This window comes from Agrobacterium sp. Ap1 (assembly GCF_017313375.1).
GTDB classification, from domain to species: domain Bacteria; phylum Pseudomonadota; class Alphaproteobacteria; order Rhizobiales; family Rhizobiaceae; genus Neorhizobium; species Neorhizobium cellulosilyticum.
Map to the genome: position 1 here is coordinate 1 of NZ_JAFLMY010000023.1, position 17,986 is coordinate 17,986.

Annotated in this window: 20 protein-coding genes; 13 read left to right on the forward strand and 7 right to left on the reverse strand. The window is 56.9% G+C overall.

The genetic code is table 11. The annotated features are described in order from the left end of the window. Positions 1-509, reverse strand: a 509-nt coding sequence (locus tag JZX87_RS26005) for a TCP-1/cpn60 chaperonin family protein (protein WP_286195078.1), incomplete at its 3' end; no start/stop codon positions are given. A 48-nt stretch (positions 510-557) separates the two neighbouring features. Beyond that, a complete protein-coding gene (gene groES, locus JZX87_RS26010) occupies positions 558-872 on the reverse strand; it encodes a co-chaperone GroES (RefSeq protein WP_153353334.1) in 315 nt (104 codons plus the stop codon). Between the two features lie 277 nt (positions 873-1,149). Here groES and JZX87_RS26015 point away from each other — a divergent pair, with 277 nt between their 5' ends. The 5 genes from JZX87_RS26015 (at position 1,150) to JZX87_RS26035 (ending at position 3,303) form a co-directional block, all read left to right on the forward strand. After that, entirely contained in the window at positions 1,150-1,422 is a 273-nt protein-coding gene (locus tag JZX87_RS26015; protein WP_153353335.1) for an usg protein, read from the forward strand. A 95-nt stretch (positions 1,423-1,517) separates the two neighbouring features. Next, positions 1,518-1,808 (forward strand): hypothetical protein, encoded by a 291-nt coding sequence (locus tag JZX87_RS26020; RefSeq protein ID WP_153353336.1) that lies wholly within the window; start codon positions 1,518-1,520, stop codon positions 1,806-1,808. Between the two features lie 357 nt (positions 1,809-2,165). Next, a complete protein-coding gene (locus JZX87_RS26025) occupies positions 2,166-2,639 on the forward strand; it encodes an Hsp20 family protein (RefSeq protein ID WP_206828801.1) in 474 nt (157 codons plus the stop codon). A gap of 76 nt (positions 2,640-2,715) precedes the next feature. Continuing rightward, positions 2,716-3,015 (forward strand): DUF982 domain-containing protein, encoded by a 300-nt coding sequence (locus JZX87_RS26030; RefSeq protein ID WP_153353338.1) that lies wholly within the window; start codon positions 2,716-2,718, stop codon positions 3,013-3,015. 9 nt (positions 3,016-3,024) lie between these two features. Beyond that, positions 3,025-3,303 carry a hypothetical protein gene (locus JZX87_RS26035; protein ID WP_206828802.1) on the forward strand — a complete coding sequence of 93 codons (279 nt, stop codon included), beginning with the start codon at positions 3,025-3,027 and terminating at the stop codon, positions 3,301-3,303. Between the two features lie 104 nt (positions 3,304-3,407). Here JZX87_RS26035 and JZX87_RS26040 read toward each other — a convergent pair whose 3' ends face one another. Then, entirely contained in the window at positions 3,408-5,174 is a 1,767-nt protein-coding gene (locus JZX87_RS26040) for a methyl-accepting chemotaxis protein (protein ID WP_206828803.1), read from the reverse strand. A gap of 635 nt (positions 5,175-5,809) precedes the next feature. Between JZX87_RS26040 and JZX87_RS26045 the strand changes: the two genes are divergently transcribed. Then, positions 5,810-6,160 carry a response regulator gene (locus JZX87_RS26045; protein WP_353654263.1) on the forward strand — a complete coding sequence of 117 codons (351 nt, stop codon included), beginning with the start codon at positions 5,810-5,812 and terminating at the stop codon, positions 6,158-6,160. Further along, positions 6,153-6,524 (forward strand): response regulator, encoded by a 372-nt coding sequence (locus JZX87_RS26050; RefSeq protein ID WP_206828804.1) that lies wholly within the window; start codon positions 6,153-6,155, stop codon positions 6,522-6,524. The genes JZX87_RS26045 and JZX87_RS26050 overlap by 8 nt, the downstream gene beginning before the upstream one ends. A gap of 19 nt (positions 6,525-6,543) precedes the next feature. Here the strand turns inward: JZX87_RS26050 and JZX87_RS26055 are convergent, their stop codons facing one another. From JZX87_RS26055 to JZX87_RS26065, 3 genes are all read right to left on the reverse strand, one after another. Continuing rightward, entirely contained in the window at positions 6,544-8,004 is a 1,461-nt protein-coding gene (locus JZX87_RS26055; protein WP_206828805.1) for a sensor histidine kinase, read from the reverse strand. Positions 8,005-8,311: 307 nt separating this feature from the next. Then, entirely contained in the window at positions 8,312-8,587 is a 276-nt protein-coding gene (locus JZX87_RS26060) for a hypothetical protein (RefSeq protein WP_206828806.1), read from the reverse strand. Between the two features lie 149 nt (positions 8,588-8,736). After that, entirely contained in the window at positions 8,737-8,946 is a 210-nt protein-coding gene (locus tag JZX87_RS26065; RefSeq protein ID WP_027687039.1) for a cold-shock protein, read from the reverse strand. 400 nt (positions 8,947-9,346) lie between these two features. Here JZX87_RS26065 and JZX87_RS26070 point away from each other — a divergent pair, with 400 nt between their 5' ends. The 5 genes from JZX87_RS26070 to JZX87_RS26090 all read left to right on the forward strand — a co-directional run bounded on the left by JZX87_RS26070 (position 9,347) and on the right by JZX87_RS26090 (position 15,224). Next, positions 9,347-10,789 (forward strand): DUF7125 family protein, encoded by a 1,443-nt coding sequence (locus JZX87_RS26070; protein ID WP_206828807.1) that lies wholly within the window; start codon positions 9,347-9,349, stop codon positions 10,787-10,789. Continuing rightward, positions 10,786-11,829, forward strand: a complete 1,044-nt coding sequence (locus JZX87_RS26075; protein ID WP_206828808.1) for a sensor histidine kinase — start codon at positions 10,786-10,788, stop codon at positions 11,827-11,829. The genes JZX87_RS26070 and JZX87_RS26075 overlap by 4 nt, the downstream gene beginning before the upstream one ends. 159 nt (positions 11,830-11,988) lie before the next feature. Continuing rightward, positions 11,989-12,360 (forward strand): response regulator, encoded by a 372-nt coding sequence (locus JZX87_RS26080; protein WP_206828809.1) that lies wholly within the window; start codon positions 11,989-11,991, stop codon positions 12,358-12,360. Positions 12,361-12,669: 309 nt separating this feature from the next. Continuing rightward, the gene (locus tag JZX87_RS26085) at positions 12,670-13,623 is read left to right on the forward strand and encodes an HD-GYP domain-containing protein (protein ID WP_206828810.1); all 954 of its coding nucleotides are present in this window, start codon (positions 12,670-12,672) and stop codon (positions 13,621-13,623) included. 818 nt (positions 13,624-14,441) lie between these two features. Further along, the gene (locus tag JZX87_RS26090) at positions 14,442-15,224 is read left to right on the forward strand and encodes a GGDEF domain-containing protein (protein WP_206828811.1); all 783 of its coding nucleotides are present in this window, start codon (positions 14,442-14,444) and stop codon (positions 15,222-15,224) included. 111 nt (positions 15,225-15,335) lie between these two features. Here JZX87_RS26090 and JZX87_RS26095 read toward each other — a convergent pair whose 3' ends face one another. Further along, positions 15,336-16,226 (reverse strand): LysR family transcriptional regulator, encoded by an 891-nt coding sequence (locus tag JZX87_RS26095; protein ID WP_206828812.1) that lies wholly within the window; start codon positions 16,224-16,226, stop codon positions 15,336-15,338. 102 nt (positions 16,227-16,328) lie between these two features. Between JZX87_RS26095 and JZX87_RS26100 the strand changes: the two genes are divergently transcribed. Beyond that, positions 16,329-17,984: a carboxylesterase/lipase family protein gene (locus JZX87_RS26100; RefSeq protein ID WP_286195080.1), complete on the forward strand. Its 1,656-nt coding sequence runs from the start codon at positions 16,329-16,331 to the stop codon at positions 17,982-17,984. The last annotated feature ends 2 nt before the right edge of the window (positions 17,985-17,986 follow it).

Sequence of the window (17,986 nt, forward strand, 5' to 3'; positions counted from 1 at the left end):
CCGACCTTCTCCATCGCTTCGGCCAGATACTTGCCGATCTCCTCGTCGCCATTGGCCGAGATGGTACCGACCTGGGCAATCTCCGAATTACTGGTGATCTTGCGGGCGTTGCCTTTCAGCTCTTTAACGACTGCATCCACGGCGATATCGATGCCGCGCTTCAGGTCCATCGGGTTCATGCCCGACGCAACCGCCTTGGCGCCTTCCTTGACGATGGCCTGTGCGAGGACAGTTGCCGTGGTGGTCCCGTCGCCGGCGAGATCATTGGTCTTCGATGCCACTTCGCGCAGCATCTGCGCGCCCATGTTTTCGAACTTGTCTTCCAGTTCGATTTCCTTGGCAACCGAAACGCCGTCCTTGGTGATGCGTGGCGCGCCGAACGACTTGTCGATGACGACGTTGCGGCCCTTCGGGCCAAGCGTGACTTTCACGGCATTCGCCAGAACGTCGACCCCACGCAGCATGCGTTCGCGGGCATCGGTGTTGAATTTGACTTCTTTCGCAGCCATTTGTTCACTCCTTCAATAGGCAGCTTTTTGACTGATGAGCGGGCGTACCTAGGCAGCCTGCTTCTGTTCGGCCTGGGCTTCGATGATACCCATGACGTCACTTTCCTTCATGATCAGCAGGTCTTCACCGTTGATCTTGATCTCGGTGCCGGACCATTTGCCAAACAGGATGCGATTGCCGGCCTTGACGTCGAGCGCCTGGATCTGGCCAGCTTCGTTCCGGGTGCCGGAGCCGACGGCGATGACTTCGCCTTCCTGCGGCTTTTCCTTGGCGGTATCAGGGATGATAATCCCGCCTTTGGTCTTCTCCTCAGAGTCGACCCGGCGTACGAGAATGCGATCATGCAGCGGTCTAAACGACATGTTTTCCTCCATGGACAAACAAGATGACGTTGATCCCCCGCGCCGAAACCGGATGACCGGCCCGGACGGGTGCGAAGCCTCTTTGAGCGTTTCGCGCGAAACATTTATTTTCGAGATTTTCTGATTTCAAGAGGGTGGACAGGAAAAATTGGCACTCTCGGGTGATGGCTGCTAACATGCTGTAAAGGAACGATAATCGAGGTGGCGAGTTGAAAAAAGATTGATGCCGCAGCACACTTGCGTCATCCTTCTGCCTGTCATGAAAAGGAGATGAAGCATGCAGTTTTCGTCGGATCTTGAGCGGCAGCTCAACGGTTATGGCCTTACCACAGCGCATATCCTCTATCGTATTCCCGATTTCGAAACCGTCCTGCAGAGCTATGTCTGGCAGGATTACGACCTTGCGCCAGATTTCCCAGAAATGCGCAAATTCCTCGATTTCTGGCAGTCGTCTCTGGATGGGCCGCTGCATTCGGTTCGCTACAGCCATCAGCGCCTGATCGGGCCCAACGAATGGCGGCGCGTCGACGGTGAATTCAAGCTGCAATGAACCTTGAATTTTATTTTTCCACTTCCTAGCTCACCCGGCGATCGGGGCTTGATGAGCCCGGTCGCTTGACCACGTGTGTATGGAGTGAGACCCGAATGGAAGAGAACATCAAAATCATCAAGAGTGCGAGCGTCCCGGTAAGGGAGGAGATCATGGTGGATTTCGCCCGCTGGCTTGAGACCGCCTCACAGGAGGCGCTCGTCTATGGCGAAGGGCGCTTTGCCGTGATGTCTGCGAATATGGCAAACGCAATACGGGTCAATGCAGACGAACTTGCACGTGATAATCCGGAGGCGGCCGAGCGTGTCCTGCAGCAGGCCTGCGCCATGATATCGCAATTCAAAGCTGCCTATCCCCATCGTGTCTTCAGTCGGTCCGTCCATTAAACCGAGGCCCCCGGCGGATTGAATTCCCATGCTTCGCAGCAATCATGGAGCGCCTGGCCCAAGGCGATCGCTATGTCGTAGATGGGAGGGCTCTTCTCATCGGTACCTGGAGATCATGCATTCACGGCGCCAATAGCGAGCGAGCGGTAAAAACGCCACTTTGACCTTGCAGCGCGGATAGAATGCCGAAGCGGTCGTACGGCGTCGAAAAGGGTGCAATTTTTTCTGTCTCAGATCTTGAATCCGAAATTCGGCAAAACCAAATCGATCGCCGCCAGCCGCTGATAAAGGGCTGGCATCGCCGGGAGCGCTACGTGTAGCATCCCGTATCCATGTTGCTTCAAGGAGGATATGGCTATGGCAACATCTTATGATTACGCACCTCTCTACCGCTCGAGCGTCGGCTTCGATCGGGTGTTCAATCTTTTGGAAAATGCCCAGCGCGCCCGCTCGATCAGCGACTGGCCGCCCTATGACATCGTCAAGACCGGCGATGACAGCTACCGGATCTCGATCGCGGTGGCGGGCTTTGCCCAGGACGACCTCGATATCAGTTTCCAGTCCAATCTGCTGACGGTCACCGGCAAGAAGCAGGAGACCTCAACGGATGGATACCTGCATCGCGGCATTGCCGGGCGTCCGTTCGAACACCGCTTCGAACTTGCCGAACATGTCCGCGTGAACGGAGCGGATCTGAACAACGGTCTCCTGTCGATCGAGCTTGTCCGTGAGATCCCTGAGGCCTTGAAGCCGCGCAAGATCACGATCCAGAGCACACCCGCTTTGACCTCGGTCGCTCCAGCGCAGATCGAGGCGCAAAAGGCGGCTTGATATCTACATAATCCGCTAAATCGGGGCGCCGCTGCTACGGCGCCCGTCAACATTCCGGGTTGGGAAGGAGAGAGCAATGAAACCCGATATGTTCGCAAAGCCTGTCACCATTCTCGTCGGCCTGGGCTTCCCTGCGGAAGTTCATAGCGTCATGGACGCCTACCGGCACCTTGTCGAGTGGCCGGCCTCGTCCAGGGACGAGGTACACACCATCGCCCTGAAAGCATGCCAGGCGGCGCTTCGCGGCGAAATCGAAGCGGAGACCGCGCGCGGCCTGTTCGCAGCCTTCGCGGAAAAGCATGAGATTCTTGCCCCTGATACGCCCGCGATCCCGGCTTCTCGCATGCGGGGCGGCAGCGGTCCCCACGTGCAGTGAGGTGGTCTCATGAGAGACATCAGGTTGCAGCAGGTGGTCGGCACTGCAGTGGCAATGGGGCCGACAGTTCTGATGCGAGGAATGCAGCTTCGACGGCCAATCGATGTCGTGAAAGCGCCATCCCTGTCGATCGATGATAAACGGACGATCCTCGCCGCCTGGGCTTCCGATTTCTATGTGGTTGAGTCGAAGCCGGCGCTTCGGCAATTGCCCGGAACGCCAGAGGCTGTCCAGATCAACGAGATCCAGTCAGCCCTTATCGAACTCGATCGGCGATATCAGTCATAGAGGGTGGCGTGGGTATCGACCGGTCGGGCATTGGAATGTTCGACCAACCCACGTCCGCCTATCATCCGTCGAAACCGGACGGAGTTCGCACCTTCGCTTCGAACTCAAAACTCGTCCCAGCCGCCCGATGATCCGGCCGCCACCTTGGCCATCATCCGGCGGGCCGGCGATGCCACGGGCCTATGGCTTGCATTTGCCACCGCAATTTGGCGCGTTGCGAGGCTTGGGGCATCGGCACCAAGCTGGAAGCCCTGGATTAGCTCACGCAGCTTCGCCGTCTCCTGAGCGAGCGTCGCGCTGGCGGCATTGGTCTCTTCCACCATCGCGGCGTTCTGCTGCGTCACCTGATCCATTTGATTGACGGCGGAATTGACTTCGGACAGGCCCGTCGCCTGTTCCTTTGCCGAACTGGTAATCGCTTCCATGTGCTCATTCACGGAGACGATGTTCTGCTGGATCGTGCGCAAGGCCTCGCCAGTCTCGCTGACGAGCTTCACGCCTGTGCTGACCTCGTCACTCGAGTTGCGGATAAGCTCCTTGATTTCCTTTGCGGCTTGAGCGGATCGCTGCGCAAGCTCACGCACTTCCTGTGCCACGACGGCAAAACCCTTGCCGGCCTCGCCGGCGCGGGCCGCTTCAACGCCTGCGTTGAGTGCGAGCAGGTTCGTTTGGAAAGCGATCTCATCGATGACACCGATGATGTTCGAGATCTGGTTCGATGAATTCTCGATGCGAGACATCGCGCCAACCGCATTGGCGACCACCTTGCCGGAGCGCTCCGCGTTATCGCTTGCGGTGGCCGCGGCATGACGGGCCTCATCCGCGCGCTTGGCAGCATTGCTGACATTGACGGTGATCTCATCAAGCGCCGCAGCGGTTTCCTCAAGGGACGCCGCCTGCTGTTCCGTTCGCCTGGAAAGATCCTCCGCGCTCTGGCTGATCTCGCGGGTTCCCGTGTCAATCTGATCAGTCGAGTGTGCCACAGCGCCGAGCGTATTGCGCATCTGGCTCAGCGCCTCGTTCATCGTGCGCCGAAGTCCTTCGAAATCCGGCGCAAACGGCTGGTCGATGTTGAACGATAGATCTCCTTGGGCAATCTTGGTCAGTGCTTCACCAATGGTATTGACGGCATGAACCCGCTCGGTCACATCGGTTGCGAACTTCACGACTTTGGTGACCTTGCCCTTGGCGTCCAGGATCGGATTGTACGAGGCATTGATGACGACCACCTTGCCGTTCTTGCCATAGCGGGTGAATTCGGCTGCCTGAAATTCGCCTCGGCGTAACGCGTCCCAGAATTGCTTGTACTCAGGAGATTTCGCGTAATCTGGATCAACCAGCATACTGTGGCTACGGCCCTTGATCTCGTCCAGTCGATAATCGATCGCCTTGAGGAAGTTGTCGTTGGCCGTGACGATCTCACCTTCGGTGGTGAACTCGATGATGCCCTGAACACGGCTGATCGCCACCATCTGGCCTGCGAAGTCCAGATTCTGCAGCCTTTCCTTTGCATTGGCCCATTCAACGACAAATCCGGTTGTCTTCTGTCCTTCGAGCAGAGGCGTCACGATCAGGTCAAAAGCGCGGTGACCCACCCAGATCGTTGCCCTGTGCTGCGTCTTCAGGGCAGCCAGCATGTTGCGCTGGTGAGACGGGTTCTTGTGAAAGATGTCGATGTTGCTCCCGACAAGCTTGGCAAAGTCGAAGCGAGGCAGCTCTTTCTTGAGATCCGCCTCAGCCTCTTTAAGAAGCTCCATGACCGCATCGTTCATGTAGCGGATGTTGAGACCCGCGTCGGCAATCATGATGTTGGCCGTGATCGATTTCAGCGACTTCGTCTGCATCCGCGATATGTTGGAACTGCCGAACATCCTGTACGCCCCCTAGGTTCAGTGACTGCACGCGCCTCTCCGGTGCCCGCGTTTCCGAACAACACGGGGGAGGGTGCTAGATCTTGTAAAGCATGAACATAAATGGTTAAAAATTTAGCGAAGACGTAGTTACAACGCTCACCTCGGCTGTAACATCGCTTCGGCAGTCGGCCGCGCCGCCGGGTTCAGATCACGGAAAACCTTTTCAACGCTTTGATAAGAATTCCCGCTCATTATCACCTTCCCGGATCTATATTGTGTGCCGGTCAGCAGTTCTGCCGTCGAGCCGGACCGGTTTCGCGTTGGCTCGGCGGCATTCTGCCTCCGTCGAAGGTAGCGGTCGTCTCAGTGCAAGCGTCCACTTTCGGGATACGCAGAGACCTGCGCAGGCCGTGGCAAAGAGCTGGTATTTGACATAGGTGAATTCGGGCCCCTCCATAAAATTCGGTAGATGGGCACTATAATTCTGAAATCTTACGTCGCTGCTTTGCGATGATCTATTAAAGCGGCAGGGGAACAATTTCGGACCTTGCGCATTGCATTGTATAGCCGCAAAACGTTCGCGGGTAAGAGGGGCGATAGTGATTTCGGCAGACAAATGGAACCTCGCTCAAGCTGCGGTATCAAGGCGACGAGTGTTGATCGCCGAAGATGAAATCCTTATCCGCTTGGACATCGCAGATACGCTTCGTGAGCAAGGCTGGGAGGTCGTAGAAACGGGAACGGCGGGCGATGCCCTTGCCGTTCTGGCGCGCGACCAACAGTTTGAAATGGTGCTGACCGATGTTCATATGCCCGGTGCCTACACAGGCCTGGACCTGGCAAGGATGGTGAAGCGGTCCTATCGTCACATCAAGGTTGCCGTTATGTCTGGCCAGCATCGACCCACCGATGATGACCGGCATCTGTTTGACTTGTTTCTGCAAAAACCTGTTTTGGACCTCGTAAGCGCTTTATCTCCGCTGGCGGGCAACATCGATGACTGACGAACCAGCATCCGAAACGATCCTCCTCGTCGACGCCGATCCTCTACAGCGCTCGACCGTTGGTCAGTATCTCAGAGACTGCGGATACCGGGTCATTGAAGCGACTGATGCCGCAGAGGCAATCACTGCTCTCTCCCATCAAGATATCGAGATTTTGGTGACAGACATGGCTTTGCGGGATGCGTCCGGATTCCAGCTTTCTGCAAAAGCCAGGGAAATCCGACCGGATCTCAAGGTGGTGGTGACACACTCGGCCGAGCGAACCGCCAAGATCGCCGGCGACCTTTGTGAAGATGGTCCGCTGGACCACCCGTACCATCCACAGCAGCTTGTCGAGCGCATCAGGCGATTGCGACGATCCTGACGGTGCAGCTGCCGTTTCGTCAGATCCGCTCATGAATATGGTCGTGGTCGCTCCATTCCGTGTCGAGCGGTGCGGCGATCCTGCAGTGTACGCCAAAAACATCGTAGTTGAGATCCGCGTGACCCCGAAGATGACCAGATGACAGGGCTTCGATCAACCGGGATCCGAAGCCTTTACGGCTCGGCGGTTTGACTTGTGGCCCCCCGGTTTCTTTCCACGACAGAGTGAGTTGCGCTTTATTGGCCAAAATGTCCCATGACACTGTCACTTTTCCGGAATTCACTCCCAGGGCACCGTATTTTGCGGCATTCGTGGCAAGCTCGTGCAATATCAGCGTAAGGGCGACCACAGCCTTGGGCGAGACGTCGATATCGGGCCCGCTGATCTCGAACTGTTCGGGCGGATAGGGAGACAGCGCCTCGGCAACCGCCTTGCGAAGGCTGGCGGCTTCCCATCTTCCTCTCGTCAGCAGGTCGTGCGCTCTTGCCAGGCTTTGCAAGCGGGCGTCAAAGGCTGTCCTTGCTGGTTCGATGCCCGGCACGCCGGCAAAAGTCTGACGGGCGATCGCGGCCACCGTCGCAAGAACGTTCTTCACACGATGGTTCAGTTCGCCAATCAGGAGATCCTGAACACGCTCAGCTTCTTTTCTGGCTGTGATATCGCGGGCGATCTTTGAAGCCCCGACGATCCTACCATCTGCGTCATAGATTGGTGAGACAGTCAAAGACACGTCCAGTAGCCGTCCGCTGCGATGACGCCTGACGGTCTCATGGGTTTCCACCCGTTCTCCCGCCTTGATGCGGGCGATGATGCGAGCCTCCTCGTCGATACGGTCATCTGGAACGAGAAGGGTGACCGACTGGCCGACAATTTCGTCGGCCGAAAAACCATAGATCTTCTCAGCACCACTGTTCCATTCTGTAACGGTCATGGCGAGGTCGATGCCGAGAATTGCATCGTCCGACGAGGCGATGATCGACGCCAGGCGTTTGAGTTTTGCCTCGTAGCCAACCTGTTCCGTCGTTTCATTGACGATGCAAAGCACGGCGAGCACCTGACCGTGTTCGTCGGAAACCGGTGAATAGGAAATATCGAAGTAGACTGTCTCCGGTACGCCATGCCGCTCGATATAAAAGGGCCTATCCCTGGCAACGATTGTTTCGCCGCCTTCCCGAACTTTCAGCAAAAGCGGTTCCAGGTCGTCCCAAAGTTCAGCCCAGTTTTCTTTCGCCGGCCTCCCTAAGGCTCTCGGGTGCTTGTTCCCGATCGATGGGGCGTAGGCGTCATTATAAATGGCGGTGAAGTCATCCCCGCAAAACATCACGATCTGCGCACCCGACGGAATTACGATGTCAACCGCACACTTCAATTGGGGCGGCCACGACGACATCGGTCCGAGACTGGTGCTTGCCCAGTCGTAGTTCCGAATAATGTCAGCCATCGAACCGTGATCGGGGGTGGCCGGATCGTGATTGTGCATTGAAAGCCCTCTCGCCCTCCATTTATTTGAGAGCTTCCGATCAGCAAGTCAACGCATATCGCGGTGAAAATTTTCGGCAGTTTCGAGCGTAAAGCCTATTTGCTACATGGTGTTAGCGCAACAGACCGTCCGGGTGACAGATCGGGGATTGGATTAGGCTCAAGCCATGGGTAAGACGGAGAACACTCGGCTCGCGGACCACATCGCTCAACACCCCTCGTCCGAAAACAATGGCGGTGGCACGCGCAATATTCTTGTCAGACAGAAAAAACAGGCCGCCGAGGTTATTCGCGGGCGCTACGACGCTTTAGACCCGATCGTATGTGAACGATGTCAGGAGGCTTGTGACGAAATTGCTCGCCTTCTCTTTGACGAGAACCTCGGTCCACTCGTCAGTTCCCCGCAACATCAGCCCGGTGTAGATACTGTCGACGGCAGCCTCTTCGATCCGCTTGATATGAGCGTGAAACGAAGCTTCGTCGCCGGATCTGTAGAGGTCGCGAACGACCATTCTCAGAATTTCCTGGATCGCAATTTGCCACGCGGTGTTGATCGCCTGAAGTTCACTGGTTTTATCGCTCATCGGATCTCTCGTGATGTCTGGCCCGTCTCGCCGCAGGCGTGTGCCTTGGCGTCAGGCACAAAAAAAGGCCAGGCAATCTGCCTGACCTCGATTGGTAGTTGCTTTCGACAGTGCCAGTACATCCGTGGTCAAAGGAAAGCAGCTACCGATTATACAGCCTGCAGATTGCAGGCGGACATCTTGCCCGACTTGTTGTCGCGCTCGAGGTCGAAACCGATCTTCTGGCCTTCGACGATTTCGCGCATTCCGGCGCGCTCGACGGCAGAAATGTGCACGAAGGCGTCAGCGCCGCCGTTGTCAGGCTGGATAAAGCCGAAGCCCTTGGTGGAATTGAACCATTTAACTGTGCCTGTGGTCATGATGAACCCTTTCATAGCAATAGAGACGACCGCAACGCAAAGCATTGCGGATGATGATAACGATCGTTTTAAAGGGAGGGTTCGTTCAAAACGCGGTGCCAGTCGCGTGGTAACCAAAGCTCGGCAAGAAAAAATCGATAGCTCAGCTTATAGGCATTTGAGATTGGGACGTCAACGTTTAGTTTTCTACTGTACTGACCAGTGAAGACTTCCCTTCAATCCTTGCGAAACCCACATCCCCCGATCGTGACCGGTTTCATCAAAATGCAAAGGGCATGTTGCATAAGCCATGGCCACATTGAAGTTTTTTGAAAGGCAAATATAAGATCAAAGTGGCTCTTCCCTGAATGATGGGCGCCATCGATTTCAATATGCGCCGCGCATTTTACGGAAGACGAACATGCCCACACAGAAGAAATCCACTGTCGTTAGCACCGGAATCGCCGGATTGAACGAAATCCTGCGCGGAGGCCTCCCTGCATCAAATCTTTACATGCTTCAGGGTGCGCCGGGATCGGGCAAGACCACGGCCGCACTGCAGTTTTTGCGCGCCGGTGTCGAGGCTGGGGAGAGCTGCATCTATGTGACGCTGTCTCAAACGGCTGCAGAGCTCGAGGCCATCGCGGTGTCGCACGGCTGGACGCTTGATGGTATCCGGGTCGAAGAGCTGTCAACCTCAGGCACGGTGAACGAGGCAGACGACCAGAGTATATTCCTGACCGCGGATCTGCGGCTGGATGAGACGCGAAAGGCCATAGAAGCCGCGATCGAGGAGCACAAGCCTCGCCGCCTCGTCTATGATTCCCTCCTCGAAATCCGGCTGATTACAGGTGATAGTCCACGCTTTCGCCGAGAACTGATCGGCTTCAAATCTTTCCTTGCGAAGCGGAACGTCGTCGCGCTGTTGCTCGATACCCAGACCCCCGGCTATGACCGTAGCGGCGAGGAGGTCGAGGGGCTGGCACACGGCGTTATCCGGTTCGACAAGTCGCTGGAGGAATATGGTGGCGTGCGTCGCCGAATAGAAGTCTCCAAGATGCGCGGCATGCCGATCGCTGATGGTTATCACGATATGGCGATCCGCGAGGGGCAGGGGGTCGTCGTTTTTCCGCGTATCATGTCCAGCGCCGCCGTAGAGACGGCCAAGCCGCAGTTGATCAAGTCCGGTGTCGCCGAGCTCGACGAGATGTTCGGCGGTGGCCAGGAGGCCGGGACCACGACGCTGGTCATTGGACAGTCAGGTACTGGTAAATCGACCATGTCGTCCCTCTATGCCACTGCGGCTCTCGAACGGGGTGAGAGCGTGGCGCTCTTCCTGTTCGAGGAGCGGTTGGAAACCTTCTTCCGTCGTTCTGAAGGCTTGGGCATGGAACTCAGGCAGTTCCACAAGGATGGCAAGCTCATCCTGCGAGATTTCAATCCCAACGAAATCTCCCCTGGCGAGTTCGGCCAGATTGTTCAGGACGCCGTCACGCAAAACAAGTCACGGGTCGTGGTCATCGACAGTCTGACAGGCTACCTGAACTCCTTGCCGCACCGCGAAAAGGCGGTTCGCGACATCCAGTCGCTGCTTAAGTACCTCGCCCGCTCAGGTGTCCTGACGATGCTGATTGTTGCTCAGCATGGATTGATCGGCCAAAATGTCGGCATCGATGTGGATGTGAGTTTCCTTGGTGATACCGTACTCCTGCTGCGCATCATGGAGCACGAAGGGCGCCTTCGCCGAAACATCACCGTGGTCAAGAAGCGTCACGGTCCCCACGATCTCAATATCCGTGAGCTGATCATAGAAAGCGGAGGCGTCAGCGTCGTCGCTTACAATCCTCTCCCGGACCCGAAATGAATGATTTCCCGGTCGATAGCGAGCTGGACTGGGTGCTCGTCCTTGCTCCGTTTCGCAAGGACGCAGATTACGTCGCAGCTTTCCTTCGAGAGCAGAAGATCGATGTCAAGGCCGCCAAAGCGGACGGAGATCTGGTCGAGCATCTGGCTTTATCTCCAGGCATCATCGTAATAACCCACGAGGCCCTCAACCCACAGGTTATCGTACGAATTACCACGCATCTCGCGGAGCAGCCCGACTGGTCGGAAGTCCCGATTATCATCCTTTTGGAGCGGACAGCGCCGATTGAACGGATCCGCAACCAATTGCTGACTTCATGGCCGGGCTCGCGTCTTTTGTTTTACACGCGTCCGATCGCGCCATTGGAGCTTGTAAACGGCATTCAGTCGAACCTGTTGGTGCGGCTGCGCCAACGCCAGGTCCGGGATTCCATCGAGCGGGAGCGAGAACTGCGTCTAGAGCTCAATCACCGGGTCAAGAATATCCTGGCGAGTGTTACGTCGATCTTCCAGATGACCCGGCGCGGCGCCACGTCCGTTGAGGGCTTGGCAAGCGATTTTGCCGGTCGGCTGCAGGCGCTGTCCAACGTCCATAGTGCTGTCTTCGAGGCCGGTGGCGCGGAGGTTTCGCTTTCAGCCGCCATTGATCTGACGGTTTCTCCCTACAATAGCGCCGGCGCTAGTCGCATCAATGTCAGCGGGCCGGATATCGTTGTTAGCCGGGACGCAGGCACAGCGATCGCGCTGTGCCTGCACGAGCTGATCACGAACGCCATAAAGTATGGCGCGCTTTCGCATCCGGACGGGCATGTTGACCTCTTGTGGTCTGTTGCCGCAAACGGCAGTTCAGAACTCTCTCTGAGCTGGACGGAGGTCGGGGGACCGGCTGTCCAAGAACCGACGCGGCAGGGTTATGGTACGCGCTATGTGCGCTCCGCGCTGGGATCGTTATTCGGCACGGTTCCGGAAATCATCTTCGCTCCAGGCGGCTTTCGCTTGTCAGTGAGCGGGTCTCTGTCGCGCATGTCGGCGCAAAAATAGATCGCGCATATCCTCAATCATGGATTGAAATAACCTTCGGCTGTAACTTGCTGAAAGATAAAATAGTTCTCCTCGGATCAATCTGTCGTCATGCGCGTTCATCAGGTTCGCATAGTCGAAAAGACACATGTGAAGCGTCAACTGCGGAGAGTTTGAGGGATGACGCAAAAGGGGATCACTGTCGTTGTCGTTGAAGACGAGGCGCTTGTAAGATTGGATATGGTTATGTCGCTCGAGGACGAGGGGTTCATTGTGCTCGAGGCCTCAAATGCAGACGACGCCATCGACATTCTCAACACCCATCCGGAAATCCGCTTGATGTTCACCGATATCGATATGCCGGGCAGCATGGACGGCCTGAAGCTGGCTGCTGCAGTGCGTGACAGGTGGCCGCCTGTCAAGATCATCGTGGCTTCTGGCCATCGTCAATTGAGCGATGAGCTTTTACCGGTTGAGGGCAAGTTTTTTAGCAAACCGTACGACCACGGCCGCGTCATCGCGACCATGAGGGAAATGCTAGCCGCAGCCTAGGTATCGACCGCGCTAGCAAGCCACATTTTCCGGGCAGCGTTCGAAGCTGTTCACGGATGAGTTCGCTGGGATTGACCGCCGGGCCAGCGTCCATCCAGTCCATAAGTAAGGCATGTTGGACGGTCCGAGACACCGAACGCAATGTCTCTGCATTGATGTGGGACCACCGGACGAGACCACCCTTGGCAAACAAGCTCCAACTGACGCCCGCGTGACATACCCGCTTTTTGTTGCACTGCGGCATTCGGAGTTTGGTAACATATTCGAATGACTGTGCTCCTATCTCGATAGGGAACCTTGGGGGCAAGGATGAAGAAGAGGATACGGCTGCATCAGGTTCGCGTCGGGATGTATGTTGAGGAGCTTGAGGGAGCGGTTCTTTCGCTTCCGCATCTTGGGCCTGTTGCGTCTCCCTTCGACGTCGACCTTATGATGAACAGTCACGCGATCAGTGTCGTTATAAATACGCAGAAAGGGTTGGACGTTGATTCCGATCACAACGAAGTCCAGCTTGATCTGATCGATTTTGAGTCTACTCTTGCCTCAAAGTTCAGCGGGCGGCAAATCTGGCACGCACAAGAAGCCATTCAGGATGCCCGACGCAGTGTGAGCGATGTTCTCGTCGAGGCTCGCCTTCGGGGGGCGCTTTATCTGGACGCGGCGGACAAAGCTGTCGAGAGGATCATGCTGGCAGCAATGACCAATGCTGGCGCGATGATTGCTGTGGCCAAACTCAAGAAGAAGGACGAGGGAACATTCCTGCATTCGCTGGCGGTCAGTGCCCTCATGGTCACTTTCGGACGAAACCTCGGGCTAAGCGAGGAAGCGGTGCGGGTTCTCGGTTTAGGCGGCCTGATTCACGATCTCGGCAAAATGATGCTGCCAATCGCATTGTTGCGTAAACCCGGAAAGCTGACAGTCGAAGAGATGGATCTCATTCGAACTCATCCGGAACGAGGCTACGAGATGGCGAAACGTATCGCTGGCATGCCCCGGCCTGTTCTCGATATTTGCCTTTACCACCATGAGAAATTCGATGGGACCGGCTATCCGCATCGGCTGGCCGGCTCGGCAATTCCACACGTTGCACGCATTGCGGCAATCTGCGACGTCTACGACGCACTGACCTCGGTCCGACCGTACAAGCGGGCTTGGTCACAAGCGGAGGCCATCGAAACGATGATGCGCTCCACCGGCCATTTCGATCCGGATCTCATGAAAGCCTTCGTCTCGAAGATGGTGATCAATGGCACAATCCATTAAGAACGTGCGCGAAATGCTCGGCTGATGCGGGATTTTGCCCGGGCTTGAGCCCTGCCTAGTTTGGGAATGAGGGGCTTCGACATTGGCTATTGGCACAAGCTGAGGCGCTGGCGCTACTCGTAAAAGCGAATAGCGCCAGCCAATCCTCGGCAAGGAAAATGGTTAGGACTGGTTCAAGCCGAAGTGACGAAGGTTCCAAGGGCTCCAACGTCGATGACGGAAATGGCTTGGCGCACGATGTTCGATGGTGGATTGCTTAGGTAATCCGTATGCCGATACGCGAGCAATCGGTAACTCGGAATCTAATCGGGATGAAAGGGATATTTTACGAGGAACTGATAAAGATCTTACGGATGCTGTAGGTAAAGCATCGACTGATCTGGAAAAATGCGATGCGCCTCCGTGGAATGTTAAATCCATTTATCTTGGCGGGCTCCGAGATAGCCTCGCCAGCGCAAGTCGAGGCTACACTCCGGGAGCTTTATAGTAGCAAGCCACATGTGGTTGCAACGTGCGGCATCGCTCTCGCAGGCCTCAGCGCCGCTTGGTCAGGAGCGGTGTGGGCGGGCGTCCTGGCGACGATCGTGGCCGCAGCGTGCCTGTTTCTGCGGGTCGTTCTCGAATACCTTTACTGCAAGCATGCTACCGTCCCTGTGCACCAGCGATGGGTATCCCTGTTCGTATTTGGCTCACTCATGTGCGGGCTCGGATGGGGTGTTTCCGGCGCAGTGCTGCTTTACGGGGCGTCGGCTGCCACCCAGACGATTACTGTTGGTGTGGCATGCGCGATAGTGCAAGGCGCGGCTGGAAGGGCGTTCATGATGCCGGGAACGGCATTCATCAACATCGCTCTTGTTCTGGGACTGATGGCTATCGCTGCATATCTGGATGGAAACTACATCATTATCCCAGCATGCATCCTGTACTACTGCTTTCTATCCTCATTTATCGTCCAGATGGTGGGCAACCGAATGCGACAACTGCGTGCGGAGGAGATGAACGAGCGTTTGCTTGAACAACTTACCGTCAAGAACGACCTCCTCCGCGTTGCAAACGAGAGACTTGCTGAAAGTGCTTTCGAGGATCCGCTGACCGGACTGGCGAACAGGCGTAAATTCGATGCGGCGTTTGATGAGATGCTCATGAACGCGCACAGACACCAGACGTCGATCTCCTTGATGATGATCGATGTCGATCACTTCAAGCGCTTCAACGACACCTACGGACATCAGGCAGGTGACCGGTGTTTGCAGGTGTTATCCACGGTGCTCAACGAGGTCATCTCGCAGAGCGGCATCCTTGCTCGATACGGCGGTGAAGAATTCGTGGCGATCTTGCCGGATTCCGATTTATCGAGGGCATCTGTCGTCGCGGAAAGGGCGCGGCATGCTGCGCAACTTGCAGGCATGGCCGGGAAGGGGAACTGTCCCCCACCCCAGAGTGTGAGCATCGGCCTCGTGTCCTGCGCCGTCGGTCCAGGAATATCGCGCGAAATGATCCTGGCTGCGGCTGACGCAGCGCTTTATGCCGCAAAACAGCAGGGTCGAAACCGCGTATGCATCGGCTCAAATGAAGGTCTTGCGCCCTCGAGCGCAACCTAAGACTACTTTCTATTGCGTTTGCATCTTGACGAACATGCGCTCGTTGTATGCCGGGCCGAGCGGTTGGATGAGTTGAATGGTCGAGGGTTCAAGCCCTTTTAAGGCGAAGAATTACGATCGATATCGCAATGCCTCCAACAGGAGCGCGAACGCGGGGGCATGCTGGCGCCGGCTTGGGTAGTAAAGATGGTACCCTGGAAACGGCGGGCACCAGTCAGCGAGGACCCGAACCAGCCGTCCGTCGGCGAGGTAAGGCTGCACATAGTCCTCGAGCATGTAGGCCAGGCCAAGTCCATCAAGCGCCGCGTTGGTCCGCAGCGAGCTGTTGACGATGACCTGTCCAGTCACCCTGACATTCATGCTCCGTCCGTTTTTCTCGAACTCCCAGGGATGGATGCCCTTCGATGTCGGCATGCGGATGTTGATGCACTTGTGCTGCGTCAGGTCTTCGGGAACTTCCGGTTCTCCGTGGCTTGCGAAATAGGCCGGGGAGCCGACCACAGCCATGCGCAGGTCAGGGCCGATGCGCACGGCGATCATGTCCTTTTCGACCTGCTCGCCCAACCGAACACCAGCATCGAAACGTTCGGCCACCAGATCGACCAAGGTCGAATCCACGCTGACCTCAACGGTGACGTCAGGATAATCAGCAATGAACTTGGTCAATACTGGCCAAAGCACCGCGTCGGCAGCATGCTGGCTGGTGGTGATGGCAATACGGCCCGCCGGGCGCTCGCGCAAATGGGTCAGGGCCTCAAGTTCGGCGTCGATGTCGTCAAAGAGCGATCCCACGGATGCAAGCAGGCGCTCGCCAGCTTCCGTAGCCGAGATGTTTCGTGATGTCCGTGCCAGCAGTCGCAAGCCTAGCCGAGTTTCGAGGTTCTTGACGGTCTGGCTCAGCGCCGACTGTGAAACTCCCAGCTGGACGGCCGCTTTGGTGAAGCTTTGCGCCCGCGCCACGGCGACGAACACGGCGAGATCATTATAGCTTTTGGAAACCATCAATAAGTTTTCCTAATAGGGCCTAGAGCAATTCCCCATCTTATCGATGGATGCAAGAGGCTTTATCTTAAAGCTTGATGTTCATTTTCTTGGAGAGACGTGATGACAGCCGGACGCCCGAACAGACGCCAGTTCCTTGCCACGGCAGCCATCGGCATTGCTGCTCCAATGGTTTTGCGAGGAACTACGGCAATGGCAGCACAACCGATTACGGTGAAGATCAGGAATGGCGTCCTGCGCGGCGCCCAGGGCCACGGCGCTGTCAGCTTCAAAGGCGTCCCTTACGCCGCTTCCACAGCGGGTGCAAATCGCTTCAAGGCGCCGCAGCCTGTCGCCGACTGGACCGGTGAGCGCGATGCCACCAGATACGGCTCACTCAGCCCGCAGATCAACACCGGCATGAGCGGCGAAATCTTCCAGTGGTATAACCAGAACGAACCGCTCGGCGAGGATTGCTGCGTCCTCAACGTTTTCACGCCCGACCTGAAAACCGATGCCAAGCGCCCGGTGATGTTCTATATCCATGGTGGCGGCTACATCAACGGCGGCGGCGGTGGCGCCGGTCTCGATGGCAGCAATCTGGCTCGCTATGGCGATGTGGTCGTGGTGACGATCAACCATCGCCTCAACGCCTTCGGCTATACCAACCTTTCGCATCTCGATCCCGTCAACTTCGGCGATGCCGCCAATGCCGGCAACCTCGATATCGTCGCGGCCCTGGAATGGGTGCGCGATAACATCACCGCATTCGGAGGTGATCCGGGCAGCGTAACCGTCTTTGGCCAGTCTGGCGGCGGCTCCAAGATCATGACCCTCTTGGCGATGCCGAAGGCGAAAGGACTGTTTCATCGTGCCATCAGCATGAGCGGCGCCGCTGGCCTGAATGTGGATCCTGCGGCGGACATGGAGCCTTACGTCGACGCGTTCATCAAGGAGCTCGGCGTTGACCCCAAGAACCTGGTGGCTGCGCAAAAGATTCCTATGCAGACCGTGCTGGATGCCCGTAATCGTGCCGTGGCCGCTTCCTTCGAGGGTGCCCGGCCGGTGATCGATGGCAAGCACATCGTCACCCGGCCGATGACGCCGGAGGGCCTGGCGATGCACGCCGGTGTGCCGCTGCTGCTGGGCAGCACCAAGACAGAAGCCAGCCTGTTTTTCCAGAACGACATGCGCAATTTCAAGCTCACCGATGAACAGATGCGGAGCCGTATGCGCTCAGTGTTCAAGATCGAGGATACCAAGATTGACGCTATCCTGGCCGCCTATCGCAAGGATGCGCCTGACATGACGCCATCCGATGTCCTGGTGGCCGTTGCATCCGATGTACAGTTCCGCCGACCGCTTACCGCAGCAGCCGAAATGAAGTCGGGTGCGGCTGGCCAAGCCCCGGTCTACATGTACAATTTCACCTGGACGATCCCGTGGGGCGGCGGCGTGCTCGGCTCCCCGCATGCGGTCGATATTCCTTTTGCCTTCGGCACGGTGAACGAAGCCGGAGAGATGACCGGGTCGGGCGATCATGCCATGGAAACGGCGATGAACATGATGTCGGCATTCGTGAGCTTCGCGCGAACCGGCGATCCCAACAACGATCGCATGCCGGAGTGGAAGCCCTATGACGCGACCACACGGGCGTCGATGCTGATCAATGCTCGCTGCATCGCGGCCAGCGACTGGCGTGGCGAGGCCCGGCGTGAAGTCGCCGATCTCAAGATCGACCCGTTCAACCGAGCGGCCCTTTACAAGTATGATGCCTGATG